The organism is Microbacterium sp. Root322, assembly GCF_001425645.1.
In the GTDB taxonomy this organism is placed as follows: domain Bacteria; phylum Actinomycetota; class Actinomycetes; order Actinomycetales; family Microbacteriaceae; genus Microbacterium; species Microbacterium maritypicum.
In genome coordinates this window covers 20,358-46,641 of sequence record NZ_LMCS01000001.1, presented here as the reverse complement: position 1 = coordinate 46,641, position 26,284 = coordinate 20,358, and the positions used below count along the sequence as shown (strand labels likewise).

The 26,284-nt window shown below is 68.5% G+C and carries 26 protein-coding genes, 1 tRNA gene and 1 pseudogene; 12 read left to right on the top strand and 16 right to left on the bottom strand.

Annotation, left to right across the window (positions count from 1 at the left end):
• Nucleotides 1-15: 15 nt before the first annotated feature.
• Complete coding sequence (locus tag ASC55_RS00210) at nt 16-684, bottom strand: FadR/GntR family transcriptional regulator (protein WP_055872311.1); 669 nt, start codon at nt 682-684, stop codon at nt 16-18.
• 203 nt (nt 685-887) lie between these two features.
• Here ASC55_RS00210 and ASC55_RS00205 point away from each other — a divergent pair, with 203 nt between their 5' ends.
• On the top strand, nt 888-2,672 hold the full coding sequence (locus tag ASC55_RS00205) for a 2-isopropylmalate synthase (RefSeq protein ID WP_055872310.1): 1,785 nt from the start codon (nt 888-890) through the stop codon (nt 2,670-2,672).
• Between the two features lie 15 nt (nt 2,673-2,687).
• Here the strand turns inward: ASC55_RS00205 and ASC55_RS00200 are convergent, their stop codons facing one another.
• Nucleotides 2,688-3,233 (bottom strand): hypothetical protein, encoded by a 546-nt coding sequence (locus ASC55_RS00200; RefSeq protein ID WP_127482181.1) that lies wholly within the window; start codon nt 3,231-3,233, stop codon nt 2,688-2,690.
• Nucleotides 3,234-3,279: 46 nt separating this feature from the next.
• Nucleotides 3,280-4,371 (bottom strand): ATP-binding protein, encoded by a 1,092-nt coding sequence (locus ASC55_RS00195; protein WP_055867232.1) that lies wholly within the window; start codon nt 4,369-4,371, stop codon nt 3,280-3,282.
• Nucleotides 4,372-4,553: 182 nt separating this feature from the next.
• Between ASC55_RS00195 and ASC55_RS00190 the strand changes: the two genes are divergently transcribed.
• The 6 genes and pseudogenes from ASC55_RS00190 to ASC55_RS17675 form a co-directional block, all read left to right on the top strand.
• Nucleotides 4,554-5,231, top strand: a complete 678-nt coding sequence (locus tag ASC55_RS00190) for a response regulator (RefSeq protein WP_200935120.1) — start codon at nt 4,554-4,556, stop codon at nt 5,229-5,231.
• Nucleotides 5,228-6,970, top strand: coding sequence for a hypothetical protein (locus ASC55_RS00185; protein WP_055872309.1), 1,743 nt, complete (start codon nt 5,228-5,230; stop codon nt 6,968-6,970). Before ASC55_RS00190 ends, ASC55_RS00185 begins: the two co-directional genes overlap by 4 nt.
• A 50-nt stretch (nt 6,971-7,020) precedes the next feature.
• Nucleotides 7,021-7,695, top strand: coding sequence for a GAP family protein (locus ASC55_RS00180; protein ID WP_055872308.1), 675 nt, complete (start codon nt 7,021-7,023; stop codon nt 7,693-7,695).
• Between the two features lie 27 nt (nt 7,696-7,722).
• Nucleotides 7,723-9,312 (top strand): carboxylesterase/lipase family protein, encoded by a 1,590-nt coding sequence (locus ASC55_RS00175; RefSeq protein ID WP_055872307.1) that lies wholly within the window; start codon nt 7,723-7,725, stop codon nt 9,310-9,312.
• A gap of 388 nt (nt 9,313-9,700) precedes the next feature.
• Nucleotides 9,701-11,572 (top strand): annotated as a pseudogene (locus ASC55_RS17835) (DUF7507 domain-containing protein); the annotation flags it as partial.
• A 1-nt stretch (nt 11,573) separates the two neighbouring features.
• Nucleotides 11,574-12,134 (top strand): DUF11 domain-containing protein (locus tag ASC55_RS17675; RefSeq protein WP_235563060.1); only part of this gene is annotated, 561 nt, incomplete at its 5' end.
• Between the two features lie 218 nt (nt 12,135-12,352).
• On the opposite strand, the gene ASC55_RS00165 is transcribed toward ASC55_RS17675, so the two are convergent.
• The 5 genes from ASC55_RS00165 to ASC55_RS00145 all read right to left on the bottom strand — a co-directional run bounded on the left by ASC55_RS00165 (nt 12,353) and on the right by ASC55_RS00145 (nt 15,463).
• Complete coding sequence (locus ASC55_RS00165) at nt 12,353-13,126, bottom strand: anti-sigma factor (RefSeq protein WP_055872305.1); 774 nt, start codon at nt 13,124-13,126, stop codon at nt 12,353-12,355.
• Nucleotides 13,113-13,670, bottom strand: a complete 558-nt coding sequence (locus ASC55_RS00160) for an RNA polymerase sigma factor (RefSeq protein WP_017830174.1) — start codon at nt 13,668-13,670, stop codon at nt 13,113-13,115. The genes ASC55_RS00165 and ASC55_RS00160 overlap by 14 nt, the downstream gene beginning before the upstream one ends.
• Before the next feature lie 33 nt (nt 13,671-13,703).
• Nucleotides 13,704-14,183: a class F sortase gene (locus ASC55_RS00155; protein ID WP_235563059.1), complete on the bottom strand. Its 480-nt coding sequence runs from the start codon at nt 14,181-14,183 to the stop codon at nt 13,704-13,706.
• Between the two features lie 185 nt (nt 14,184-14,368).
• On the bottom strand, nt 14,369-15,196 hold the full coding sequence (locus ASC55_RS00150) for a DUF4397 domain-containing protein (RefSeq protein ID WP_055872303.1): 828 nt from the start codon (nt 15,194-15,196) through the stop codon (nt 14,369-14,371).
• Between the two features lie 190 nt (nt 15,197-15,386).
• A tRNA-Pro gene (locus ASC55_RS00145) sits at nt 15,387-15,463 on the bottom strand.
• 106 nt (nt 15,464-15,569) lie between these two features.
• Between ASC55_RS00145 and ASC55_RS17435 the strand changes: the two genes are divergently transcribed.
• The 5 genes from ASC55_RS17435 to ASC55_RS00125 all read left to right on the top strand — a co-directional run bounded on the left by ASC55_RS17435 (nt 15,570) and on the right by ASC55_RS00125 (nt 18,801).
• The gene (locus ASC55_RS17435; protein WP_157559394.1) at nt 15,570-15,740 is read left to right on the top strand and encodes a hypothetical protein; all 171 of its coding nucleotides are present in this window, start codon (nt 15,570-15,572) and stop codon (nt 15,738-15,740) included.
• 33 nt (nt 15,741-15,773) lie between these two features.
• Nucleotides 15,774-16,229, top strand: a complete 456-nt coding sequence (locus tag ASC55_RS00140) for a hypothetical protein (protein ID WP_055872302.1) — start codon at nt 15,774-15,776, stop codon at nt 16,227-16,229.
• Nucleotides 16,230-16,279: 50 nt separating this feature from the next.
• Nucleotides 16,280-16,948 (top strand): lysoplasmalogenase family protein, encoded by a 669-nt coding sequence (locus ASC55_RS00135; RefSeq protein ID WP_055872301.1) that lies wholly within the window; start codon nt 16,280-16,282, stop codon nt 16,946-16,948.
• Nucleotides 16,948-17,319 carry an RNA-binding S4 domain-containing protein gene (locus tag ASC55_RS00130; RefSeq protein ID WP_200935119.1) on the top strand — a complete coding sequence of 124 codons (372 nt, stop codon included), beginning with the start codon at nt 16,948-16,950 and terminating at the stop codon, nt 17,317-17,319. The genes ASC55_RS00135 and ASC55_RS00130 overlap by 1 nt, the downstream gene beginning before the upstream one ends.
• Before the next feature lie 63 nt (nt 17,320-17,382).
• A complete protein-coding gene (locus tag ASC55_RS00125) occupies nt 17,383-18,801 on the top strand; it encodes an HNH endonuclease signature motif containing protein (protein ID WP_055872300.1) in 1,419 nt (472 codons plus the stop codon).
• Between the two features lie 30 nt (nt 18,802-18,831).
• Here ASC55_RS00125 and ASC55_RS00120 read toward each other — a convergent pair whose 3' ends face one another.
• The 8 genes from ASC55_RS00120 to ASC55_RS00085 all read right to left on the bottom strand — a co-directional run bounded on the left by ASC55_RS00120 (nt 18,832) and on the right by ASC55_RS00085 (nt 26,238).
• Nucleotides 18,832-19,737, bottom strand: coding sequence for an NUDIX hydrolase (locus tag ASC55_RS00120; RefSeq protein ID WP_055872299.1), 906 nt, complete (start codon nt 19,735-19,737; stop codon nt 18,832-18,834).
• A gap of 61 nt (nt 19,738-19,798) precedes the next feature.
• Nucleotides 19,799-21,271 carry a ribosome biogenesis GTPase Der gene (gene der / locus ASC55_RS00115; RefSeq protein ID WP_235563089.1) on the bottom strand — a complete coding sequence of 491 codons (1,473 nt, stop codon included), beginning with the start codon at nt 21,269-21,271 and terminating at the stop codon, nt 19,799-19,801.
• 40 nt (nt 21,272-21,311) lie between these two features.
• Complete coding sequence (gene cmk / locus ASC55_RS00110) at nt 21,312-22,031, bottom strand: (d)CMP kinase (RefSeq protein ID WP_157559393.1); 720 nt, start codon at nt 22,029-22,031, stop codon at nt 21,312-21,314.
• Complete coding sequence (locus ASC55_RS00105; protein ID WP_055867150.1) at nt 22,024-23,160, bottom strand: prephenate dehydrogenase; 1,137 nt, start codon at nt 23,158-23,160, stop codon at nt 22,024-22,026. Before ASC55_RS00105 ends, cmk begins: the two co-directional genes overlap by 8 nt.
• Nucleotides 23,157-23,963, bottom strand: a complete 807-nt coding sequence (locus tag ASC55_RS00100) for a pseudouridine synthase (protein ID WP_055872297.1) — start codon at nt 23,961-23,963, stop codon at nt 23,157-23,159. Before ASC55_RS00100 ends, ASC55_RS00105 begins: the two co-directional genes overlap by 4 nt.
• Nucleotides 23,960-24,574, bottom strand: a complete 615-nt coding sequence (gene scpB, locus ASC55_RS00095; RefSeq protein WP_055872296.1) for an SMC-Scp complex subunit ScpB — start codon at nt 24,572-24,574, stop codon at nt 23,960-23,962. The genes ASC55_RS00100 and scpB overlap by 4 nt, the downstream gene beginning before the upstream one ends.
• Entirely contained in the window at nt 24,564-25,421 is an 858-nt protein-coding gene (locus ASC55_RS00090; RefSeq protein WP_055872295.1) for a segregation and condensation protein A, read from the bottom strand. The genes scpB and ASC55_RS00090 overlap by 11 nt, the downstream gene beginning before the upstream one ends.
• Nucleotides 25,405-26,238: a ParA family protein gene (locus tag ASC55_RS00085; RefSeq protein ID WP_174799605.1), complete on the bottom strand. Its 834-nt coding sequence runs from the start codon at nt 26,236-26,238 to the stop codon at nt 25,405-25,407. The genes ASC55_RS00090 and ASC55_RS00085 overlap by 17 nt, the downstream gene beginning before the upstream one ends.
• Nucleotides 26,239-26,284: the final 46 nt, after the last annotated feature.

Sequence of the window (26,284 nt, the reverse complement as noted above, 5' to 3'; positions counted from 1 at the left end):
CACCGCGGCGGCGTTTTATGCCAGCGCGTCACGCAGGGCGAGGAGATGAGCGCGGCTGCGCGCTGATGCGGCTGATTCATCACGGTCGGCGATCGCTTCCACTTGCTCGGCATGGGCGTCGTGGTCGGCATCGTCGCCGAACTTGCGACGGAGGCGGAGCATCTCGATCATGGACTCGCGCAGCCGGGGGGTGAAGCTGTCGAACAGATCGAGGAGTACCGGGTTGTGCGAGGCGGCGACGATCGTCCGATGAAACGCGGTGTCGGCATCGACATGGCTTTCGATGTCGGACCGCTGCGCTCCACGATCGGCGAGGGCGCGACGGATGCTGCGCAGGTCTGCGGGGGTACGTCGCACGGCGGCGAGCGCCGCGGCTTCGGTCTCGATCGCGATACGCGCCTCGATCACCGCGGCGATGCCGGCCCTGCGCAGAACTGCGTCCCAGTCTTCCGGGGCGTCGAGCGCCGTCACGAACACGCCAGCGCCCTGTCGCGAGGCCAGCACCCCGCGCCCGGCGAGCTGGCGGATCGCCTCGCGCACGGTGGAGCGGCCGACGCCGAGCTGCGGGGCGAGCGTCGTCTCGCCAGGGAGCTTCTCCCCCAATGCCCATTCCCCGGCGCGGACGCGCTCCAGCAGAAGCTCCGCAGCCTGGTCCGCCAAGGGTGCACGTCTGACCTGTGCCATGCGTCGACTCCGCTCTCTCCACCTCAGATCATCTCATCCGACTAAATTTGTCTACTTGTCTGAGGAGTTGTGTTACAGTCTAGCCATGTTCTCGTCAGAGCACCTTCTTCTTCGCCGCCACGGCGGGGCGTAGCCGGACCGGCTCCCCGTCGTGGGGTCGAACGTGTGCCGGTCGCAACTCCCGACGAAGGACCCGCACCGCCATGACCACGACATCGTTCCCCCGCATCTGCACCCCCACCGGCCCCGTGCCCCTCCAGGCTCCCTCCTGGAACCGGCAACGACACTCCTCGATGCCGTCGCACCGCTATCGCGACGTCCACTCCCGGGTGGAGGTGCCCCAGACCGAGCGGGACTGGCCCGCGAATCGGCTGACCGCAGCCCCGCTGTGGGTGCCGGTCGATCTGCGCGACGGCAACCAGGCGCTCGCCGAGCCGATGGACCCTGCACGCAAGCGTCGCTTCTTCGAGCTGATGGTGACGATGGGCTACAAGGAGATCGAAGTCGGATACCCCTCGGCGTCGCAGACCGACTACGACTTCGTCCGGCTGATCGCCGAGGGCGACATCGCCCCCGATGACGTCACGGTCGTGGTGTTCACTCCCGCGCGCCGGGACCTCATCGAACGCACCGTCGCGTCCATCCAGGGCATCGCCAATCCCGTCGTGATCCACATGTACACCGCGACCGCACCGACCTGGCGCAGCGTAGTGCTCGGCCGCGAGCGCGAAGACCTGAAGCAGCTGATCCTGGCAGGCGGACGCGATGTGTGGGAGCTCGCCGGAGACATGCCGAACGTGCGATTCGAGTTCTCCCCCGAGGTGTTCAACCTGACCGAGCCCGACTACGTGATCGAGATCTGCGACGCGATGACCGACCTCTGGCACGCCACGCCGGAGCGTCCGGTGATCCTCAACCTCCCGGCGACGGTCGAGGTCGCCACCCCGAATGTGTACGCCGACCAGATCGAGTACATGCACAAGAACCTCGCGCGCCGCGATGCCGTGATCCTCTCGGTGCACCCCCACAACGACCGCGGCACCGGCATCGCGTGCGCCGAGCTCGCGGTGCTGGCCGGAGCACAGCGGGTCGAAGGCTGCATCTTCGGCAACGGCGAGCGCACCGGCAACGTCGACATCGCCACTCTGGCCCTGAACCTGCATGCGCAGGGTGTGGATCCGATGATCGACTTCTCCGACATCGACGAGATCCGCCGCACGGTGGAGCACTGCAACCGGATCGAGGTGCATGCCCGTCACCCGTACGTCGGCGATCTGGTGCACACGGCGTTCAGCGGCACCCACCAGGACGCGATCAAGAAGGGCTTCGCCGAACACCGCACCCGCGCGGCAGCCGAGGGACGCGAGGAGAGCGAGATCGAGTGGCGGGTCCCCTACCTGCCGATCGACCCCGCCGACATCGGCCGTGACTACGACGCGGTGATCCGCGTGAACTCGCAGTCGGGCAAGGGCGGCATCGCCTACCTGTTGGAGACCGAGTTCGGGATCGAACTGCCTCGTCGGCTGCAGATCGACTTCGCCCGACATGTGCAGCAGCACACGGACACGACCGGCACGGAGGTCACGGCGACAGAACTGTGGAGAGTGTTCGAAGAGGCCTACCTCCGCGCTGATGTCGACGCCGGCATCGCGATCACCTCGTACGATACCGCCGAGACCGACGGGGATTCCCGCACGCGGATCACCCTGCGCATCGACGGGCGCGAGCACACGACCACTCATCGGGGCGGCGGTCCGGTCGAGGCGCTCACCGCGGCGCTCGACGCTCAGAGCATCCGGATCGACGTCGTCAGCCTGCACCAGACCAGCGTGGGATCCGGCGCCGACAGCGAGGCGCTGACCCTCCTCGAACACCGCACTGCCGACGGTGGCGCCTGGTCGGCGGGGCGGGACCGGTCGGTCCTGTCGTCGACTTTGTCCGCGGTGATCGCGGCAGCCAACCGCATCAGGGCGGACCAGACGGCCTGACGCGTCGCGCCCGACTCAGTGCACGAGGGCCTTGAGGACCACGAACACGAGCCCGAAAGACGCCGTGCCCAGCGCGCCGAGAATGCGCGTGAGGAAGGGGCTGCCCCGACGGAGGAAGGCCACGTAGCCGAGGAAGGCGAGGATGACGACGCCCGACCAGAGGGCGAGATCGTTCGCGAGCCCGTCGGGCATGGCGCGGGTCGTGCCGGCCAGGAGGAACACCGCCGGCACCGTGGCGGAGCTGAGCATGCCCAGGGAGTGCTTCACCGAGGCCGCGAACGCCGCGCGCACGCCCACGGTCTCGCCCTGTTCGCGCTCGTCCCGATCGCTGACCCTGGCCACGGTGCCGGCATAGACATGTGCGCCCCAGAACACCAGCACGGTGACGGCGACGGTCACGAGCACCACCAGTGATGTCTCCCCGTGCGCCGAGGACACCGCCACCAGACCGCTCACGAGAATCGTGCCGTAGACGGCCGCCTCCGTGCCGAATCCCGACCGCAGCGCCTGATGCACCCGGAGGATCCCGTCGTCCGCAGCCGTTCTCCGCCTGTCCGTCACCGCCGTCCCTCCCGATCCTCGGCGCCGTCGCCGCATCCGACTCCCCTCATCCCTCGACGCGCAGCGGGACCTTCACGTCGCCTCCTGCCTCCTCGGTGATCCGCTCCCCCATCTGCACGAAGGTCGGGGCCGCGATGAAGCCCCCGGCGAACAGGGCCTGCCCCTGCACGAAGTCCGCCGACCTGCGGATGGCGTCCTCAGAGGCGAAGCCGAAGACCTCGGCCAGCTCGGCGAGGTCCCGCGGTGCGTTGACGCGCATCAGCGCGAGGTTGTCGCACTGCGAGAGCACATTGGGGTGGATCTTCGTCGGTCGCTGCGTGGAGAGCAGCAACCAGAGCCCGAACTTGCGTCCCTCGGCGGCGATCTGCACGAGTTGCTCGGTGAGAGCGCGCTCGACCGCCGTCTCCGGGTTCGGCGAGCACAGGTTGTGAGCCTCATCGATGACGATCAGGACGGGTCGACGCTCCTCACGATGCGCCCAGAGGTGCTCGAGCACGGCGAGGGCGGCGACTTTCGGCTCCGCGGGGTGTTCGAATCCGCCGAGATCGAGCACGGTCGCCCGCGGGCGCTCTTCGATCACGTCGACGACCGATCCTGCACCGCGCGACCACAGTGCCCACTCCAGCACCTGCAGGTTCTCCATCCGGTTCGCCAGCCGCACCCGTGCGGGGTCTCCCGATGCGCGCAGCCCCGGGAGCATGTTCCGTCCGTCGAAGGTACGAGCGTCTCGCTCCTCGTGCAGAAGGGCGTTGTACTCCTCCGCATCCGCGATCGGGTCCATCTGCAGAACGGCCGCTTTCGACGCCGGGGCGAGATCGACGTAGCGCACGTGCAGACGCTCGCCCTCGCCGGCACCGGAGCGGAAGACGCGGATGTCGAGTTCCGCCATCCGGTCCGCATCCACCACGCCTGCAGAAGCACGCGTCTCCGGCAGGCGTGTGAAGTCGCCGTTCGGGTCGAGGATGAGCATCGGCAGCTCGGTGTGCAGCAGGAGCTGCTCGAGCACGACACCGAGCGCATAGGTCTTGCCGCTGCCGCTCTGCCCGACCCAGAAGGTGTGCCGGTTGAAGCGTCGCGCATCGAGGTCGACCGACGCGTCGGGGTCCTCGAGCGCCGCTCCGATGGTGAGGTTCGTCATCACTCCGATAGGCCTTTCACTGTCGTCATCGTTCTGCCCGGCCGAGGCGCCTCCTCCTCCGAGGCCGGTGGACGACATCATCCTCGGTCGCGCTCGTGCGCACCAGTGCGAACATGCGATGCCGCGGATTCCCGCAGGGCGGCCGCACGCCCGGAAACCGACCGGTTTCTCGCATTTCGACCATGATCGGCGCGCCCGCGCTCCACTACAGTGACAACGTGGGCGCGGAGTGGAGACGACGGGTGCTCGTCGTCGAGGATCAGGGCGCCCTGCGCATGCTGGTGTGCGACCTGCTCGAGCGCCACGGTTTCCAGACCGCCGCAGCCTCCGATGCCGCAGAGGCGACACGGCTGTTCACCGAATTCGACCCCGACGCACTGCTGACCGACATCGACCTGGGCTCCCGCCCCTCCGGAGCCGACCTGGCCGCCATGCTGGTCGAGCTCGCACCGCACATCGCGGTCGTCTTCCTCAGCAGCTACCCTCGCGCCGCCGCGGGGGCCACGGCGATGGGCATCGAGCATGCCGTGTTCGTCGCGAAGCAGGACCTCGACTCACCAGAGACTCTCCTCTCCGCGCTGGAGCGCGCCCTGTCGACGCATCCGACGCCGGCACCTCCCGAAGCCGACTCGGTCGACGCCCTCGGCGCTCTCACGCGGCATCAGCTGGAGATCCTCGCGATGATCGCCCGCGGATGGTCGAATGAGCGCATCGCCGTCGAGACCGGCGGCACGGTGCGTGCGGTCGAACGGTCCATCAGCCGACTGTTCGCGCGGCTCGAGGTGACACGCGACCCGACCGTGAACGCGCGCGTGGCGGCGGCGGGGCTGTATCTCGCCGCATTCGGTCCCGCTCGATGAGGAATCTCCTCCGCGCCGCCGGTCGCGCGGTCGGCAGCGGCCGCTTCCTCACCCCCTGGTCGATCGCCGCCTCGCTCCCGCTCTCGTTGACCGTCATGGCCCCGACAGGAGACGGCGTCGATCCGCTGAACGCGCTCGCGGCGACGGGCGCGACCTGGCTCTGCTTCGGCGCCGCACTCGCCGTCATCGCCGCGCTGGAACGGTGGAGCCGCACGAGGCGGGCGCGCACCGCCATCGTGATCGCCGGGATCATCGTCTGCGCGGCACTGCGTCCTGTGGTGCAGGACGGCTGGCTCCACCTCAGCGGCTTTCCCACCCCGCCGACAGATCAGCTGCCGTTCCGCATCGCGACGAACATCGTCGTCTGGGCGGTCGTGCTGAGCATCCTCGCCGTGCTCGAATCCTCGCTCCGATCGCTGCGTCGTGCGAACGCCCTGCTGCGGTCCGTCGCCCAGGAGCTCGCTCGGGCGAAAGACGAAGCGCAGGTGTTCGCCACCGACGCCGGCCACCTCGTCGACCGGGCGCGAGCGACTCTCGATGCGGCGATCGTCGAGCTGGAACCGACATCCGCCGGCGTCCGCCGTCTCGGCGGCGAGCAGATCCGCGAATGGAGCCACCGCCTCGCCGAGCTCTCCGCGGCGAAGGGTACGGCAGGCCCGCGCAGCGCCGACGACGCTCTCTCCGACGACGGTGTCCCCCTCGCCCGACCCGCACGGCGACGCCTCCCGTTCCGTGTGCCGCCACCGGGCATGGTCACCCTCGTCTACGCGGCGTGCCTGTTCCCCTACGCGGCGCGGACGCAGACACCGCTCGACCTGCTCATCGGGGTCGCCGCGCTCGCCGCGGGAGGCGTGCTGGCCGATCTGCTGCCCCGTCGCCGCACGATCACCCGAATCCCCCACGGAGACTCCTGGCTCTTCGCGCTCCTCTCCCTCGCCGTCGGCGTCGCGCTCGCGGCCCTCGCGGTCGCGCAAGGGGTGACACCGCTCCTGGCTGCCGTGTCCGCGATCGCGTACGTCGGTTTCGCGCTCGCCGCCGCGTCGTGCGCCGGCGTCCTGCACAGCCTCCGCCGTGAGCAGCACCGACTCTCCAGCGCTGTCTCCGCCGCCCAGGACCTCGCCCGTGCCGGTACACGCCCCACTCGCGAAGGCCTCCGCGCCGCTGCCGATCTTCTGCACGCCGAGGCCCAGGGAGCCTGCATCGTGTTCGCGCTCGCTCACCCGACACCCACCCTGGACGAGGTGCAGCTCCTGCAGGGCGACCTCGCCGCGGTGGTGGGACGCCTGCCCGATGCCTTCACCGCGGCACCCGGTCCCTCAGCCCACGTCTCTCTGACCGCGCTGTTCGACACCTGGGCGCACGTCATCGACCTTCGCCTCGACATCGACGAGGCCGCCCGCTCGGCGCTGCAGCATGCGCCGTGGGTGGCGAGAGACTGCTACGACGTCATCGCCGAGGGGCTCCTGAACTCCGCCAAACACGCGAGCGAGCGACGGGCGGCGGTGTCGCTCCACCGCGTGACGACCGGCGCCGGGCCCCGGCTTCGTGTTCGCGTCTCCTCGGCCGGTGCGGCAGCTCCCGGGGCACGACTTCGAGCCTCTTCCCGGATGCAGGAACTCGGCGCCCGCCTCATCCGCATCCCCGACGGGGTCACCCTCGAGGCCTCCTTCGCCCTCTCCTCCGTTCCGGCTGTCGTGTCAGCCGAACATCGCGTTCAGACGCGCACCCCGCAGCCGTAACGTCGTCTTCGCCCCGCTCCGCAGGGCACACGAAGACGAACGGACGCGAAGTGAACCAGCTGCACGATCTCCTCCCACTGGCGGTGGGCATGCTCATCTCGCCGCTGCCCATCGTGGCCATCGTGGCGATCATCCTCGCTCCGCGCGGACGCACGGCGGCACCCGCCTATGCGTCGGTGTTCATCGGCGTCTCCCTCGTGTTCATCATCGTCGGTGCCCTCACCTCCGCCGGCTCCTCCTCGGCCTCCCCGTCCGGTACCGCGAAGACCGTGTCGTTCATCCTCGCGATCGTGCTCACGCTCGGTTTCGCGGCCCTCGCCATCGCGAGCTGGCTCTCGCGTCCGCGCCACGGGCAACCGCCGAAGGCGCCGGCCTGGCTCGCGGCGCTCGACTCCGTCACCCCGGCCAAGGCAACGGCTCTGGGCCTGATCATGGCGGTCACCAACACGAAGAACATCCCGCTCGCGCTGAAGGGCGGTGCCCTGATCGGTGAAGCGCATCTCCCCCTGCTCGCGGCAGGAGGGCTGTGCCTCGCACTGGTCGTCGTCGGTTCGCTGCCGCTCATCGTCGCGGCCAGCGTCGCGACCAGCGGTTCAGCAGCCGTCACGAAGGCACTCGAGCGGGTGAAGACCGAGATGATCGCCCACAACGCCATCATCATGACGGTGCTGTTCGCGATCCTCGCCGCGAACGAAGCCGCCCAGGTCATCCGTCATCTGATCTGAACCACGACCATGTCAGGAGCAGCGCACATGTCAGACGAGTCCCTCCCTCTCGACGACACGCAGGTGGTCACGGCTCCGGCCGGAGCCTTCCGCGGCACGGCAACCGGCGCCGTGCGCTCGTGGCGCGGAATCCGCTACGCTCAAGCGCCCGTCGGCCGGCTGCGCTGGCGTGATCCCGTCGCTGCGCCGCCTGCCGCGGGCGAGGTCGATGCCACCGCGTACGGCAACGTGTGCCCGCAGAAGCCCAACCCCGCAGTGCCCCTGGGTGATGATGCGGTAATGGACGAGGACTGCCTCGTGCTGAACGTATGGGCGCCGTCGGAGCCACGCGAGACCCCGCTGCCGGTGATGGTGTGGCTGCACGGAGGTGCCTACACCTTCGGATCGTCGAGCCAGCCGTTGTTCGATGCGACCTCGTTCGTGACGCGCGGCGAAGTCGTGATCGTGACGGTCAACTATCGACTCGGCGCTTTCGGTTTTCTGGATCTCGCCGGACTCCTGCCCGAAGGAGGTTTCGATCGCAACCTGGCCGTGAAGGACGCGCTGCTCGCGTTGCGCTGGGTGCAGGCGAACATCTCCGCGTTCGGGGGCGACGCAGGCAGGGTCACGGTGTTCGGGGAGTCCGCGGGAGGAGGGCTCGTGACGACGCTGCTGGCGACGCCTTCCGCTGAAGGCCTGTTCACGCGCGCGATCGCGCAGTCCTCCCCCGCCTCGAGCATGTACGGCACCGAGCGAGCGCGTGACGTCGCCGCCCGGTTCGTGCATGAGCTGGGCATCGATTCGACGGATGCTGCGGCAGTCGCGGGGGCACTGCGCGCGGCATCCGTCGATGACATCGTGACCGCGAGCATGAGCGTGTACGCAGCTGTGCCTGACGCGGCCCCGGGAACCCTCGCCTTCGCGCCCGTCATCGACGGCGAGCTGATTCCGGAGGCACCGGTGACGGTCCTGCGCGAGGGACGCGGGATCCGGGTTCCTCTCCTGATCGGGACGAACAAGGACGAGGCGTCGCTGTTCAAGTTCATGAAGTCGCCTCTCATCCCGATCACAGACGATCGCATCAGGCAGATGTTCACCGATATGGCCGAGGACAACCCGACGATCACACTCCCCGCCGTCGCCCAGGTGCAGACGGCGTACGAGAACGTGCGGCAACGCGCCGTGGGTCTCGGCATCGCCCGTGACATCGGCTTCCGCATGCCGACCCTGTGGATCGCGGAAGGACACAGCACGGTGGCCGATGTGTGGCTGTACCGGTTCGATCACGCCGCCCCCTTCCTGCGGTTGCTCGGCCTCGGGGCGACGCACGCGACCGAGCTGCCGTATCTGTGGGGCAACCTGTCGAGCGGACCGAAGGATCCGACGTTCCGGTTGGGCGGTCGACGAGCCGCCGAGGAGATCTCGGTGCGGATGCAGGAGCGCTGGACGGCCTTCGCTCACGGACGCAGCCCCGATTCCCCGACGGCGAAGGATGCGCCTGCGTGGGCACCCTATCGCGCAGGCGAAGCGGACAGCAGTCGACAGACTCTCGTGATCGAGCGGCAGGACACCCTCGTCGCCGACCTCGATGCACCGCTGCGAGCAGCCTGGGGCGACGAGGTGCTCGACTTCCGCTGAGTGCGCTCAGGACCGGAGCCGTGGCAGCATTCCTCTTCCGTTCTTCACAGCGCGTCAGTATGGTGGCCGCATAGCCGTTGAGTCATCGCGGCCAACGGGCCTGCGGAGTCCCCCAACTTGGCGGGCCCGGGCGGTCCCTCGAGGTCTCCCCAGGACCAGAGGGGGACCGCCGCCGCCTCGGTCTCGTACATCGGTCCGGAGCGACTGAAATGCGGCTCACAGCAGCGCGACGACGGCCCCGCGCCGGTCTTGCCGGCACGAGAATCACCCCTTGCCGCGCCACAGTCGATCGATATACTGGCGCAAAACGGGTGCGAGATTATCTCTCACCCGCGCCAGGGGGATCGGCGGCGGAGCTGAGGTTCCGCCCCGGCCAGGGGAGGAAAAAATGAACAACGATCGTCGCGCCCTCGCTGCGCACACCGGCGAGTCACCAGGAAAGCGCCGAGCGGCCGTCATCGCTGTGCTCGCGATGATCTTCGCGATGCTGACCACGATCAACGTCATCGGGTCCCCGCAGGCCGCTCAGGCCGCGGCGGTATGCACGCCAGGGAACATCTACGCCAACACCGGTGGCGCCGTCAACGAGCTCAACAAGTACTCGACGACCGGTGACCTCGTGTCGAGCGTCCCGCTTGCGCGCTCCTACACAGACATCGCGTTCCTGGGCGATGGTGTCACGCTTTACGGCATCGCTCCGGGAACCCCGACGGTCCTGTACACGATCAATCCCGACACCGGAGCCGAGATCGCATCGGTTCCCGTCACCGGCTTGCCCGCCACTGCCTACTTCGCGAATGCCTTGAGTGCGCTGCCGGACGGGTCTCTTCTCGTCGGTGCCGCACCGAATGGGGAAACCGGCCGCATGATCTTCGAGATCAACCCGACGACGGGTGTCGCCACACCGTTCCAGGCCATGTTCCCGACGGGCTTCGGTTCAGCCGGCGACTTCCTCTCCCTCGCGGATGGAGACATCCTCGCTGTCGGTTCCACTGGGACCGGGGGTGCGCTGTTCCGCATCGCCCCCGACTTCTCGGTGACTCAGGTCGGCACCGTGCCGCAGTCGTTCGGCGCCGCCCAGAGCGGCGGAAAGATCTATCTCGCCGGGTCCAACGGTGACCTGTACGAGATTGCGACCGTACCCGTCGTGCCCTCCACCTCGCCTGTGCCGCTCACCACGATCGTCGCGACGGGACTGCCGTTCTTCGGTGCGACCTCACCCCAGGACAGCGGATTGTGCTCGGAGCTCACGCTGGTGAAGTCGGTCGACCCGGCGGATGCAGCAACCTATGAGGTCGGCCAGGAGCTGACGTACTCGTTCGTCGTGACCAACACGGGAAACACCACGCTCACGAACATCTCGGTCACGGAAGGCGCGTTCACGGGCTCGGGTCAGCTGGGACCGATCACGCCGGCATCCGTCCCCTCGCTGGCGCCCGGAGCGGTGACCACGTTCACCGCGACCTACACGCTGACCCAGGCGGATGTCGACCGCGGAACCACGAGCAACACCGCCATCGCGACCGGTGTCCCGCCCACGGGCCCGCCGATCGAGTCCCCGCCCTCCACGGTCGAGGTCCCCTCGATCCCTGCACCGGGACTGTCCCTGGTGAAGTCTGCTGACCGCAACAGCGTCTCGGCCGCCGGTCAGACACTGACGTATTCCTTCTTGGTGACGAACACGGGCAACASMACCCTCACCGACGTGACCGTCGAAGAAGGCGCGTTCACCGGTTCCGGCACCCTCGGGGCGATCACCCCGGCGTCCGTCGCCACTCTCGCACCGGGAGCATCCACGACGTTCACCACCGGTGTCCCGCCCACGGGCCCCCCGATCGAGTCCCCGCCCTCCACGGTCGAGGTCCCCTCGATCCCCGCCCCCGGACTCTCCCTCGTGAAGTCCGTGACCCCGTCGGATGAGGCCTCCTACGAAGTCGGTCAGGAACTGACCTACTCGTTCCTGGTCACCAACACCGGAAACACCACCCTCACCGACGTSACCGTCGAAGAAGGCGCGTTCACCGGTTCCGGCACCCTCGGGGCGATCACCCCGGCGTCCGTCGCCACTCTCGCACCGGGAGCATCCACGACGTTCACCGCGACCTACACGCTCACCCAGGCCGACATCGACCGCGGAACCACSAGCAACACCGCGACCGCGACCGGTGTCCCGCCCACGGGCCCCCCGATCGAGTCCCCGCCCTCCACGGTCGAGGTCCCCTCGATCCCCGCCCCCGGACTCTCCCTCGTGAAGTCCGTGNAGCAACACCGCGACCGCGACCGGTGTCCCGCCCACGGGCCCCCCGATCGAGTCCCCGCCCTCCACGGTCGAGGTCCCCTCGATCCCCGCCCCCGGACTCTCCCTCGTGAAGTCCGTCGACCGCCCCAGCGTGTCCACTGTCGGTCAGACCATCACCTATTCGTTCTTGGTGACCAACACCGGCAACACGACGCTCACCGCCGTCACGGTCAAGGAAGGCTCGTTCACCGGTTCCGGTCAGCTGGGACCGATCACGCCGGCGTCCGTCGCCACTCTCGCACCGGGAGCATCCACGACGTTCACCGCGACCTACGTCGTCACGCGCGCTGATCTGCAGTCCGGAAGCCTGTCGAACACGGCGACCGCCACCGGCGTCCCGCCCACGGGCCCGCCGATCGAATCGCCGCCCTCCACGGTCAAGGTTCCCGCGGTTCCCCCGTTCTCCGGGCTGGCGACCACGGGATCGGAGCCCCTGTGGGCTGCGCTTCTTGCAGCCGCCTTCCTCCTCGTGCTCGGAGGAGCGCTCAAGGTGAGGTCGGGATCGAGATTCTCCCGATCGTGAGTGAGGGCAGGATCCTCTAGCAGAAGGGAGGGAGTGGGAGTCGATCCCACTCCCTCCCTTCTTTGCTGTCCACGACAGGGCGCAGCTGAGAATCGGCGCCGTCTGCCTCTCCCCCGCACCCCAGCGGCCGACGGACCTCTGGGCCGTCGGAAGAGGCGTGCACAACGCATCGACACGCCCGGTCAGCCCATGGTTTCGGGCAGATGACCCAGCAGCGCTCAGGCGAAGTCGAGCTCGCCGCGCACGATCGAATCACCGGAGTGCGCCGGATCACCGTCGACCGGCTCGAACGAGATGTCGACGACGCGGTACTCGTCGAGGTCGACGCCGTCCGGCACGAGGAATGTCCCTGACGCGTTCTCGAGCACACCGAGACTGATCAGGGCCTCACCGTCGGCACGGATCAACCACACCTCGCGGTAGTCGCCGTCGAGTCCCTCGTCTCCTTCGAGAGTCACGGTGAGGGTGCGTCGTCCGTCGCCGTCGTCGTCGACTTCGGCTTGCCCTGTCGCCTGCGGGTGGTCGGGGAAGGCTGCGAGCTCGGCGGACGCGATCACCGCAGACGACGGCGTGAGCGTGCGCGTGATCCAGATGCCGGCGCCGATCGCGGCGACGAGTGCCATCGAAGCCGCGAGCACCCAGATGGTCGACCGCGAGCGACGCGTGCGTCCGGCACGCGGTGGTGTCGGCGCAGCGACACGCATCGGCTGCTCATGCGCCTCGGAGACTTCGAGTGCGCCCGAAGACGCCGGATCCGAAGCCAGCGTTGGACTCAGACGGAGCTCCTCGTGAATCCTCGACCACACATCCGTGGAGGGACTCTCCAGCTCCCCCTCTACGACGCTGGATCGAGCCACGAGTGCCACGCGCGACATCTCGGCCACCTCAGCGGCACAGGCATCGCATTCGGCCAGGTGCTGCGTGTCTGCGTCGGAGTCGACCGGTTCACCCATCGCGATCAGAGCGATCGTCTCGTCATCAAGATGCGACATGGTTCACCTCCAATCGATCACGCATTCGGGCAAGACTTCGGCGGATGTGACTCTTCACTGTGCCGAGCGGCATCCCCATTCTCCGGGAGATCTCGTCATGTGTGAGGTCATCGTAGAAGGCCAATCGCATCACGGCCTGAGCGTCCGGTGCGAGCTGCTGCAGCTCGCTCGAGAGCAGAAGCGTCTCCGAGAGATCGATGGCATCCGAGACGAGTGCGTCCGGCGGGGTGAGGCGCTCCATCTCGGCCTGCAGCTGCTGCACCTTGGCCCTCGCTTCGAAGGTGTCGGCGATGCGCCGTCGGGCGATCGTGATCAACCAGGTCGAGAGGCGCGCCTTCGACGAGTCATAACCCGCGCGCGAGTTCCACGCCGAGACGAAAGTGCGCTGCGTCACGTCCTCCGCATCGCCTCGATCGCCGAGCGATCGCAGCGCGAGCGTGAAGACGACCGGAGACCATCGCCGGTACAGCTCAGCGAGGGCTTGTTCATCGCCCGCGACGAAGCGTCGATCGAGCGCCGCTTCGGCTTCGGTGGTCTCATCCACCCGGAGTCTCCTCTCCATGGTGATCACCCCGACTCACTGCGGGACGGCCACGGCCACCACGTTATCGCGGTAATGGCCGGTGGTGCTGTCGAAAGGGCCGCCGCAGGTGACGATCACCAGGGCGGACGATCCACCTCGGGCGAACAGCTCATCGGAGGGCAATGCGGACTTCTCGTAGTAGGTCAGCGACTGGATCACGAAGTCGCGAGTCGTCCCGTCCGCCACGGTGACGCTGACGGTCTCGCCTGCGGGCACGTCCCGCAGGCGAGCGAGCGGTCCGATCGGATAGTCGATCGCGTCGACGTGCGCTGCGATCAGGATCCGGCCGCTCGTGCTCGTGGCATCCGCCCCGTATCGGTACCACCCGGCCACGGCCGGGTCGACGGGAAGCTCCATCTGTCCCGACTCCTCCACCCCGACATCCGTCACCGGCATGTCGACGTCGAGAGATGGGATGGCAAGACGCGTGGGGGCGACGGGTGCGACCGGGGCGGGGAGGGAGCCCGGTCGCACCTCCACGTCTCGCGTGGGTGTGGGAGGGACGGGGGTCGGAGTCGTGGGGGTCGGCTCCGACGACGGAGGGGAGCCATCACCCGCCCCTCCCGGTGTGCATGCCACGAGGCACGCCGCGGCGACCACTGCACCCAACGCCGCGATGGCGCGGTGCCGACCGGGGATCCGCGACGTGCCTGCGGGCATCAGCGCACCGACTGGCGCCGACGCACGACCAGGCCTGCGCCCACCGCGGCCGCGATGGCCATCGCGATGACGCCGACCGAGAGGATCGTCGTCACCGACGCGTCCTGCTGTGCGAGATAGCCGGCGGTACCCGAGGGCACACCGTCGGGGTTCGTGTGCAGCCCGCCGATCGTCTGCGCCGCGATGGCGAGGTTTCCGTCTTCGGCGCTGCCCCAGGCGTACAGGATCGTGTTGACGCCCTCCTGGATGGCGACGTCGGTCGGGCCGATGACAGGGTCGGTCGTTCCGGCCAGAGCCACGGCCGCCGACACCGTTCCCGCGGCGAGGTCGAGCTTCGCCTCATCGGGGTTGGCGAGGTTCTGGATGACGGGCGATCCGCCCGCCAGGATGTCGACCGCGGGTGCCGCGGCCGTGTGACGGACAGTGAGCCGTCCCTGACCCGGTGCCGTCTGAGAGATGTCGTTCGTGAACAGGTTGAGGCCCGGATCTCCCGCCGCCGTCAGGTGTGCGACGGCCGTGTAGTTCGCACCGCCCTCGAGGGTGAGAGTGGCCGGACCGAGGATCGGGGCGCTCGCGTCGGCGGCATCAGGAGCGGTGAGGGCGACCTCGTAGTCACCGGCGGGCAATGCGAGAGGGCCTGCCAGGTCTCCCGGGGCGAAGTTGTCGAGGGTCAGCTCGCCGTTCACATACACGTCGACCGGCGTGTCAGGGATCGCGTGGAGCACGGAGAGCTGAGCCTCCTGGGCCGTAGCGGCGCCGGCCGGCAATGCCAGGCCGAGAGCGGTGATCATTCCGACGGCGAGGCCGGCGGCGACTGTCTTGCGCATCTGTTCCTCCTGAACGCGGACCGCCCTGCGCGGCCCTTCATAGGAGTTGTTCTCCGAGAAGTCGGAGTTTGGATGCACTGGATCTGAAATTCGTCGCGACGGAGTCGCTCGACCGTTCTGCCACGGCACCGCGGTGGATACGACAGAGGCTCGGAACCTCGCGACTTCCGCGTGATTCCGAGCCTCAATGTGGTCGGGCTGACAGGATTTGAACCTGCGACCCCTTGACCCCCAGTCAAGTGCGCTACCAAGCTGCGCCACAGCCCGTTGTTCTGCACTCTCGCGCAGGCAACTCCACTATCTTAGCCGCATCCTCGGCCCCTCCGCGAACCGAGGCGTTGCGAGTGTCGGATGCCCGACTTAGCGTCGCGGCATGGCGACGATCACGACCGCGCGAGGGGATGACGTGCATGCGCTCACCGACGGCGGCGTGGCCAGTCGCCAGTGCCTCCGGCCGGTGCTGAGCGACCGGGGCTGGAACACGACCGCCGGCACAGAGCTGAAGCCGGGTCGCACTCTCGTCGTCCTCGGTCTCGCCGCATGATCGTGACCATCGAGAAGCCGCTAGCGTGAAGGCATGAGCGACGAGACTTCGACCATCGACGATCCAGAGCTCGGCACGTTCGCGCGCGCCCGTTCGGAGCTCACGGACGGCACGGTCCTGACGCACGACTGGTTCGTCGGCACGATCTCCGTCGAGGGCACCGAGCTCGAACTCATGCTCGAGGGCACGACGTCCGACGAGGTCGCCCCGCTCCTCCCCCGACTGCGCGACACGGTGAAGCGACTGCCCATCATGAAGCGGATCGCGACCGATGCGGTCGTCACGAACTTCAGCACGGGCACCCCCGAAGCCCACGAGCTCGACGGCGCCGCGTCCGACCTCACCATCGAAGCGATCGAGGCGGCCGCAGACGGCACCGTCGTCCTGCACCTCATCGACGGCTGCGGCGAGCACTTCCCCGAGGGATACTGGCCCGCCGTGCATCTCGGCGTGGACGACGGCGTCCTTCAGGTCACCGTCGAATCGTGAACAGCGCGGCCCCCGAGAGCCCGTCACGGGCGTCATCCTACGATGGGGGGATGCAGCGTCGCGCCCCGTCCCTCTCACTCACGTGGGCCTTCCTCCCGTTCGTCGTGATCTCGATCGTCCACGTCGTCCTGCTGGCCACGGACAACCCGTTCGCCGCACCCACGAAGCTGCTCCTGATGCCGATGCTCGCCATTCCGGTGCTGGTCGTCGCGCGACATCTCACTCCGCGCATCACGGTGTTCCTGTTGCTCGCGGCATTGCTGTTCTCCTGGCTCGGCGACGGTGCAGGGGCGTTCTTCCCCGCCGGTCCCGAGCTGCCCCTGATGCTGCTGTTCTTCGGCATCGCGCACGTGGCATACATCCTTCTGTTCGCGCGACACCTGTCGACGCGTCGGATGCCCTGGTGGGCTCTCGTATACGCCGCCTGGTGGGTCGCGATGATCGCTGTCCTCGGTCCGCACACCGGCGGCCTGCTCGTGGCGGTCGCCCTCTACGGACTCGTCCTCGGCAGCACCGCAGCCTTCTCGGCGCGCTGCCATCCCCTCGTCGCGGTCGGCGGGGCCTTCTTCCTCGCGAGCGACACGATCCTCGCCTTCCGCCTCTTCCTCCCCGATTCCCTACCGTCGTGGAGCAGCCCCGCGGTGATGCTCACCTACGTGATCGGTCAGGGCCTGATCATCGCGGGCGCACTCGTATCCCTGCGGAGGACGAGTTCCTGATGGATGCCGCACGTGTGGACAGCTGGCTCTGGGCGATCCGTGTCTACAAGACCCGCTCGGCCGCGACGACAGCATGCCGCGCAGGGCATGTAAGGGTGAACGGCGACAAGGTGAAGGCGGCGCAGCAGATTCGTGTGGGCGACGAGTTGCGCATCCGCATCGCGGGATTCGATCGGATCCTCATCGTTCGTCAGCTCCTCGTCAAGCGCGTCGGAGCGCCGGTAGCGGCGCTCGCCTACGAAGACCGCACGCCCGAGCGCGAGCCTCAAGCCGCCCTGGGCCTTCGTGATCGTGGGGCCGGGCGCCCGACGAAGCGAGAGCGTCGCGACATCGACAAGCTTCGTGGACGCAACGACGACCGCCTGACCTGATATCTCGGCATTCATGCCCCCTCTCGCCTTCCTTCATTCGAAGCTATGTTCCAAACTGGGGAAATGGCGAAAACGACCGATCTCGACCTCGAACTCGAGGAGCGACGTCGCGTCCTGGATGCCTGGGTCGCGACGAGGCGTCGGATCGCCGCGCTCGAGGCGGAAGCCGCAGAGCTGCTGACCGAGCAGATCGCCCTGCACGATGCCGAAGTAACCGTGAGCCCCTTCCATCGAGAGGCGATCTACCGTTCCATGATCGCGGAGTTCTCCGCCGCCGGCCACGTGTCGAAAGGCTCGGTGGAGTTCGCCTTCGCCGATGCCCAGGCGCTGCGCACCTTTCTCCCCGCCGTCCGCGCCGCTTTCTCGAAGGGCGCCGTGAGCGCCGGGCACGTGCGCGAGATCGCCAGGGCGAGCGCGATCGTCGCCGAAGCCGTCCGCAACAAGAAGGTCGACGCCGCGGTCATGAGCCTGTTCGAGACGGCGGTGCTTGTGGTCGCCGAACAGGACACGGCAGCGCGCACGAAGGCTCATGCGCGCCAGGTCGCAGCCGCGCTCGTCGGCGAGACCGTCGTGCAGAGGCACCGACGTGCTGCGGAAGAGCGCTGCGTCACGGTGAAGTCCCTCGACGACGGGCTGGCCCTGCTCACGGCGGTGCTCCCCGAGTGGATCGCCACCGCGATCTCCGACAGGCTGAACCGTATGACGCGCGAAGTCGTGCGCGCTCGGAACGACCGCGACATCGTGCCGCTGCCCTGGTGGTTCGACGAAGTCGATGGCATCAGCCCCGAAGATCTCTCGCTCGACGACCCCGCGTTCGACCTGCTCGACGACGGGGTGATCCCGAGCACCGGGGGCGACACGTTCGCCACCGACCCCGAGGTCGAGCACTTCCCCACCGACACTCGAACGTGGGCGCAGACGGAAGCCGACCTCTTCACGGATCTCCTGCTGACCGCAGACCCCAGCGTCGCGCACGGCGACGGCCTCGACGGCATCCGGGCCCGTATCCAGGTCACCGTCGCGGCGACAACGCTCGCCGGCGCCGACGACAACATTGCGGAACTCGACGGACACGGCCCACTTCACCCCGACATCGCCCGCGACCTCGCGGGTCGCAACACCGGCTGGAGCCGCCTGTTCCTCGATCCGACCGGCCTGGTGGTCGAGACCGACACCTACACGCCGACCGAGGGGATGCGACGGTTCCTCCGTGCGCGCGACCAGCACTGCCGGTTCCCCGGGTGTCGAATGCCGGTGCACCGCTGCGAGATCGACCACAATCACGATCACGCGAAGGGCGGGGAGACCAGAATCGACAACCTCGGCCACTTCTGCCGTGGCCACCACACGCTCAAGCATCCACACATGCCCGACCCGCATCGTTGGACGGCCCAGCAGGAGAAAGACGGCAGCGTCACGTGGCACAGCCCCCTGGGTCGCGACTACGTCGACCCGCCACCCCGCCGCGTGATGTTCGTCTGAATCATGATGTCCGCAGAGCGGGAGACGAAGTCAGCCGTGCGCCGCGAGATTTTCGAGAAGCCATCCTGCGGATCGGACCTGACCGGCACCGGCGCGCTCCACTCGTTCGCGGAGTTCCCGGTCGCTTGTCACCGCGATGACCGTCTCCGCGCCGGCGACGCGGCGTTCGACCTCGGCGACGATCGCGTCGTCGCCCGCGGCCTCCGCCCGGATGACGGCGACTGCGCTCGCATCGTCATCGATTCCTCGGGCCTGCCCTTCGACCACCATCGACACCTCGGGGAACCACTCGTCACCCCCGAGCTCCAGGTCGCCCGCAGAGACCGCCAGTCCCTCCAGCCGAGCCCTCAGACGAGCCGCCGCCCCTGCGCGATCCTTCCACCAGCCGTCCGGAACAGATCCGACGACGTTCGCGGCATCCACGACGACAGCCAGACGCACAGTGAGCAGTGCCCGCAGCGCCGGCCACGACGCTGCGAAGCCGGGGTGCAACGGTCGAGAATCGACCTGATCGACCGGCACCCATTCCAAGGCGACGCTCTCCGGGTCGCTGATCACCGGCTCGAAAGGAACCCGCACGTCGGCGACGACGGTCGTGTACGCCCAGATCCCCAGGTCGAGAACGCTCGTGAACCGGGCTCGCACCGCCCCGTCCGGGACGCCTGCCTCTTCCTGAGCTTCGCGGATAGCTCCGGCGATCGCGCTCTCCCCCTCGTGCAGCGCGCCTCCCGGCAGCCCCCAGGTGCCCCCGAAGTGGCTCCACGAGACGCGATGCTGCAGCAGGATCCCCCGGGCAGGGTCGTAGGCGAGAAGACCGGCGGCGCCGAAGCGCCCCCAGTACTTCTCCCCCGACTCCGCGATCACCCAGGCATCGCCGGGATTCCGCGGACCCTCAGGGCGACGCGGTTCACCGGAGGCAGGAGGTACGACAGTCACCCCCTCAGCCTTTCACAGCATCGGGGTCACGGCACCACGGCGCGACACGCGCCGGAACAGATCAGCGCTGACGCTTCTCGCGCACCCGCATGTTGATCACGATCGGCGTGCCCTCGAACGAATAGAGCTCACGCAGACGCCGCTGGATGAATCGGCGGTATCCCGGGTCGAGGAACCCTGTCGTGAACAGCACGAACGTCGGCGGACGCGTCGACGCCTGGGTGCCGAACAGGATGCGCGGCTGCTTTCCACCACGCAGCGGGTGCGGGTGCTCGGCCACGAGTTCCGCCAGGAAGGCGTTGAACTTGCCCGTGGGGATACGACGATCCCAGTTCTCCAGCGCCGCCTCCAGCGCCGGCACGAGCTTGTCGAGGTGACGACCGGTCTTCGCCGAGATGTTCACGCGCGGGGCCCAGGCGACGTGCGCCAGGTCCTGCTCGATCTCACGCTCGAGGTAGCGACGGCGGTCGGCGTTCTCGAGGTCGTCGTCGTTCAGACGATCCCACTTGTTGAACGCGAGCACGAGCGCGCGGCCCGACTCGAGCACGAGGTCGATGATGCGCACATCCTGCTCGCTGATCGTCTCGGAGACGTCGAGCACGACGACCGCGACCTCGGCCTTCTCCAGCGCGGCAGAAGTGCGCAGCGAGGCGTAGAAGTCCGCGCCCTGGGCCATGTGCACGCGGCGGCGGATGCCGGCGGTGTCGACCAGTCGCCACATCTTCCCGCCGAGCTCCACGACCTCATCCACCGGGTCGCGGGTGGTGCCGGCCAGGTCGTTCACGACCACGCGTTCCTCGCCGGCTGCCTTGTTCAGCAGCGACGACTTGCCCACGTTCGGGCGTCCGAGGATCGCCACTCGACGCGGGCCGCCGATCTCCTGCTTCGCGACGGCCGAGACCTCGGGAAGCTTCTTCAGCACGGCGTCCAGCAGGTCGGCGACGCCACGTCCGTGGATGGCGGACACGGGGTGGGGCTCACCGAGGCCCAGGCTCCACAGGGCCGCGGTCTCCGGCTCCTGGCGGGCATCGTCGATCTTGTTGGCGACGAGGAACACCGGCTTGCCGCTCTTACGCAGCAGCTTCACGACGTGCTCGTCTGTCGACGTCGCACCCACCATCGCGTCGACCACGAACAGCACCATGTCGGCGAGGTCGATCGCGACCTCGGCCTGCATCGCGACCGACCGGTCGATGCCGCGGGCGTCAGGCTCCCATCCGCCGGTATCGACGAGCGAGAAGCGACGATCGGCCCACTCGGCCTTGTACGTCACGCGGTCGCGGGTCACGCCCGGGGTGTCCTCGACGACGGCCTCGCGGCGGCCGAGGATGCGGTTCACGAGCGCGGACTTGCCCACGTTCGGTCGTCCGACGATCGCCACCACGGGCAGCGCCGGGCTGTAATGGATGCCGTCCTCGCCGAGCGTGATGCCCGCGAGGAGTTCCGCATCCTCGTCGTCCAGCTCGTAGTCGGAGAGTCCGGCGCGCAGTGTCTCCGCACGCTGCTCGGCGAGATGCTCGTCGAGCTGGTCCATCTTCTCGGCGAGCTGGTCGGGGCCGCCTTCGTATTCGTCGTCAGCCACGGTGTGCTCCTTGGATTCGTTCGATCACCGTGAGGACGGCATCGATGGTCTGGGGGAAATCGAGTTCCGTCGAATCGACGACCTCGACGCCTTCTGCGGCGTTGAGGAAGTCGACGACGGCGCTGTCTGAGGCATCGCGCTTGTGCAGCGCCGCGGCGACAGCAGCCGCGTTCTCGCCGGCGAGTTCGCCGGCACGTCGGGCGGCCCGTACCTCGGGGGCCGCGGTGAGAAGGATCCGCACCGGGGCGTCGGGGGCGACAACGGTCGTGATGTCCCGCCCTTCGACCACGACGGCGGGGTACGACGACTCGGCGACGAGCCGCCGGAACATCTCGTTGACCTGTGCCCGCACCTCGGGCACGCGCGCCACGCCGCTCACGGCCCCGGAGACCCGCGGGTCGCGGATCGCCTCGGTGACATCGACGTCACCGACGAGCACCGTCCGCTCGTCGGGGTCGAGCCCGAGCGTGAGCGGGAACGCGGACGCCGCGGTGCGAACAGTCTCGGGGTCGTCGGTGTCGGCACCCTGATCGAGTACGTGCCAGGCCAGCGCACGGTAGGCGGAGCCGGTGTCGAGGTAGCCGAAGCCGAGCGTGCGGGCGACGGCCTTGGACACACTGGACTTGCCGGAGCCGGCCGGACCGTCGATCGCGATGAACTTGTGGGCGTCGGTCACGTGCGTCTCCGCGGCAGAGGTCGAGATGTCAGTCATTGGTGCTCCCTGCGATGCGCCAGCCGCGCTCCTGCAGTCCGGTGATCGCACCGTGCAGCGCTGCCGGATCGACGCTGATCTCAGCGAGACCGAACTGCGCGCCGGGAGAGTGCTCGAGACGGAGATCCTCGACGTTGACGCCGAGCTCGCCGAGCTCGCCGAACAGCCTTCCGAGCTGCCCGGCGGTGTCGTCGACCATGACGACGAGCGATTCGAAGCGCTGGTTCTGTCCGTGCTTGCCGGGAAGACGCTCGACGCCGTCGTTGCCCTGACGGATCGTCTCGGCCACGATGCGGCGGGCGCCGGGAGCCCCGGGCTGGCGAAGGGCGTCGGAGATCTCCCCGAGGTCGGACGCGAGCGCGTCGAGGATCTCGACCACCGGCGCGGCGTTCGCCCCGAGGATCTGCACCCAGAGCTCAGGGGCGGATGCCGCGATCCGCGTCGTGTCGCGGACGCCCTGGCCCGCGAGACGGAGCGCCCCCTCCTCTGCTTCGGCGAGGCGACCCGCAAGCAGACTCGCCACGACCTGGGGCACGTGCGAGGTCAGTGCGACCGAACGGTCATGCTCCTCCGGAGTCATCTCGAGCGGCATCGCTCCCACATCGAGCGCCAGAGCCTCGACGAGGGCGAGATCGGAAGCCTTGGTCTCCTCGTCACGGCACACCACCCACGGCCGACCGATGAAGAGGTCTGCGCGGGCCGAGATCGCCCCACCGCGCTCACGACCGGCGAGCGGGTGCGAGCCGATGTAGCGGGCGAGGTCGACGCCGCGGGCCCGGAGCGTGCGGAACGGCTCGAGCTTCACGCTGGCGACGTCGGTGACGACGGCGTGCGGGAACCGTTCGAGCTCTACCTGGATCACGTCGGCCGTGACATCGGGCGGGACGGCGACCACGATCAGGGATGGTGAGTCGTCCTCCGCGGGGAGGCGGCCTGCACCGTAGTCGACGGCGAGGCGGAGCTGTGCGGGCGAGGCATCGGTCAGCACGACGTCGACGCCCTTCGTGCGGAGCGCATGCCCGATGCTCGCGCCGAGGAGTCCGGCGCCGACGATGCGGACGGTGCCGGAGAGGCGCGGCGCGACAAAGCCCGCTCTCCGCCCCGTGGGCGCACTCGTCGTATCGGTCATTCGTTCTCCTGCTCGCCTGGCGCCTCGGCGACACCGGAATCACGGCGCGACAGGGTCAAAAGCGCGCCGAGTTCGATTTTACTCAGTTCCCGCGTCTTCCCGGCCGGGAGGGTTCCCAGGTGGAGCGGACCGAACTGGCGACGCACGAGCTCTGTGACGGGGTGGCCGACCGCGGAGAGCATCCGACGCACGATCCGGTTGCGACCGGAATGCAGCGTCAGCTCCACCAGGCTCGACCCGCGAGACGTGTCCAGCAGCCGCGCCTTGTCCGCCGCGATCGGACCATCTTCGAGCTCGATGCCCTTGGTGAGCTTCGAGATCGTCTGCGGCAGCACGGTGCCCTCGACCTTCGCGATGTACACCTTGGTCACGCCGAAGGAGGGGTGCGCCAGCACGTGCGCGAGGGCGCCGTCATTGGTGAGGATCAGCAGTCCGCTGGTCTCGGCATCGAGGCGGCCGACGTTGTACAGACGCTCCTCGTAGTCGGCGGTGAAGCGACGGAGGTCGGGACGGCCGCTCTCGTCCTTCATGCTGCTGACGACGCCGGTGGGCTTGTTGAGCATGACGTAGCGCTTCGAGACGTCGAGCTGCACGGCGGTGCCGTCGACATCGACGAGGTCGTTCTCCGGGTCGATCCGCCTGCCGAGCTCGGAGACGACGATGCCGTTGACGCGGATGCGCCCCTCGGTGATGTACTGCTCGACGACGCGTCGCGAGGCCACCCCCGCGCCGGCGAGGACCTTCTGCAGGCGCACGCCCTCGGGTGCGGTCTCGGAGTCTGTCGAGGCGTCGAAGCCGGTCATCGGATGGTCCCTTCGTCGAATCCGTCTGCCCCGTCATCGAGCAGCGGGGAGATCGGGGGCAGCTCGTCGAGCGAGTTGATGCCCAGGTGCTGGAGGAGCGCGTCGGTCGTGCCGTAGTTGAGCGCGCCCGTCTCGGAGTCTGCGAACAGCTCGGTGATCAGGCCTCGGGCGAGGAGAGTGCGCACGACCGAGTCGACGTTCACCGCGCGGATGGAGGCGACCTGGCTGCGCGTCACCGGCTGCTTGTAGGCGATCACGGCCAGAGTCTCGAGAGCGGCCTGCGAAAGACGAGCGGGGGCCTGTCCGCCGACGAACTCGGCCACCACGGCGTCGAGGTCCTCACGCACGTACAGTCGCCACCCGCCGCCGACCTCCCGCAGCTCGAAGCCGCGTCGGGGACCAGTGCCCGCACCGTCGTAGTCCTCGACGAGCGCCTCGAGCGTCTGACGCACGGCGGGCACGGGCGATCCCACGGCGGCGGCCAGTGCGACGAGACCGATCGGCTCGTCCACGATGAACAGGATCGCCTCGATCCGCTCGGAGAGGGGGATCTCCGGCACCGCGTCCGTGCTCTCCGGGGTCAGGCTCTCGTCGGTCACTTCATCGGTCATAGTCGGCTCCCAGGGTCGCCAGCGTCTCATCCGACCAGGAGTCGGCTGCCCAGCGCAGCGTCAGCTCGCCGAGCGGTTCCAGTTGTTCGAAGGACAGTGCCGCATGCCGGTACAGCTCCAGCACCGAGATGAAGCGCGCGACGACGATACCCGGCTCGGTCACGCCGGCGACGAGCTCGCGGAAGCTCAGCGACTCGGCGCCGCGCAGCAGCGTCACCACGATCGCCGCCTGTTCGCGGATGCTGACCAGCGGCGCGTGCAGATGGTCGAGCCCGACGTGCGGGATCTCCTTGGGCGCGAAGGCCAGCAGTGCGAGCGCCGCGAAGTCGTCGGCGGTCAGCGACCAGACGAGCTCCGGCGTCTGGCGGCGGTGCTTCTCCTCGAGGCGGACGGCACGCACATGACGACGGTCTTCGCGCTGCAGGCAGCGGGCGAACCACGTCGAGACCTCCTTGAAGGCCCGGTACTGCAGCAACCGGGCGAACAGCAGATCGCGCGCCTCGAGAAGAGCCACGGCCTCGGCATCCACCAGCTCGCCCTGCGGCAGAAGCCCTGCCACCTTCATGTCGAGCAGTGTCGCAGCCACGACCAGGAACTCGGAAGCCTGATCGAGATCGTCGTCGTCGTCGAGCGCGCCCAGGTACGCGATGAACTCGTTGGTGACCGCGCTCAGAGACACCTCGGTGATGTCCATCTCGTGCTTCGAGATGAGGTTCAGCAGCAGGTCGAAGGGGCCGTCGAAGTTCGACAGCGAGACCCGGAAGCCTGCGGTGTCGGCAGCCGCGGAATCGCCTGTGCCCTCCTCGGGCGACGCGTCGACAGGTCTTTCGCTAGGCGACGGCGCCACGGGCGACCAGCTCCCGCGCCAGCCGCAGGTACGCCTGAGCGGCGGCGTGCTCGGGGGCGAACTCGGTGATGGGCACACCTGAGACCGAGGCATCCGGGAACTTCACGGTGCGGCCGATCACGGTCTCCAGCACGTCGTCGCCGAAAGCTTCGACGACGCGCTCGAGCACCTCGCGAGAGTGCAGCGTGCGCGGGTCGTACATCGTCGCCAGCAGGCCGTCCATCGTGATCGACGGGTTCAACCGATCGCGCACCTTGTCGATGGTCTCGATCAGCAGCGCCACACCACGCAGCGCGAAGAACTCGCACTCGAGCGGGATGATCACGCCGTGAGCGGCCGTCAGTGCGTTGACGGTGAGGATGCCGAGCGAGGGCTGGCAGTCGATGAGGATGACGTCGTACTCCCCCGCCACCTGGCGGAGGACACGGGCGAGGATCGTCTCACGCGCCACCTCGTTGACGAGGTGCACCTCGGCGGCGGAGAGATCGATGTTGGCCGGCATGACGTCGAGACCCTCGACGCTCGAGTGCACGATCGCGTCGTGCGCGTCGCGCTTGGTGTCCAGCAGCAGGTCGTAGATCGTCGGCACATCGTGCGTCGGGATGCCGAGGCCTGCCGAGAGCGCACCCTGCGGGTCGAAGTCGACGGCGAGGACCTTCCGGCCGTACTCCGCAAGAGCCGCGGCCAGGTTGATCGAGGTCGTCGTCTTGCCGACGCCGCCCTTCTGGTTGCACAGCGCGATGATGCGCGCAGGACCGTGCGACTTCAACGGCCCGGGGATCGGGAACCCGTGATAGGGGCGGCCGGTGGGTCCCATGGGGGTCTCGTCGGCCTTCTGCGCCTTCGCCCTGGACTTCGCCACT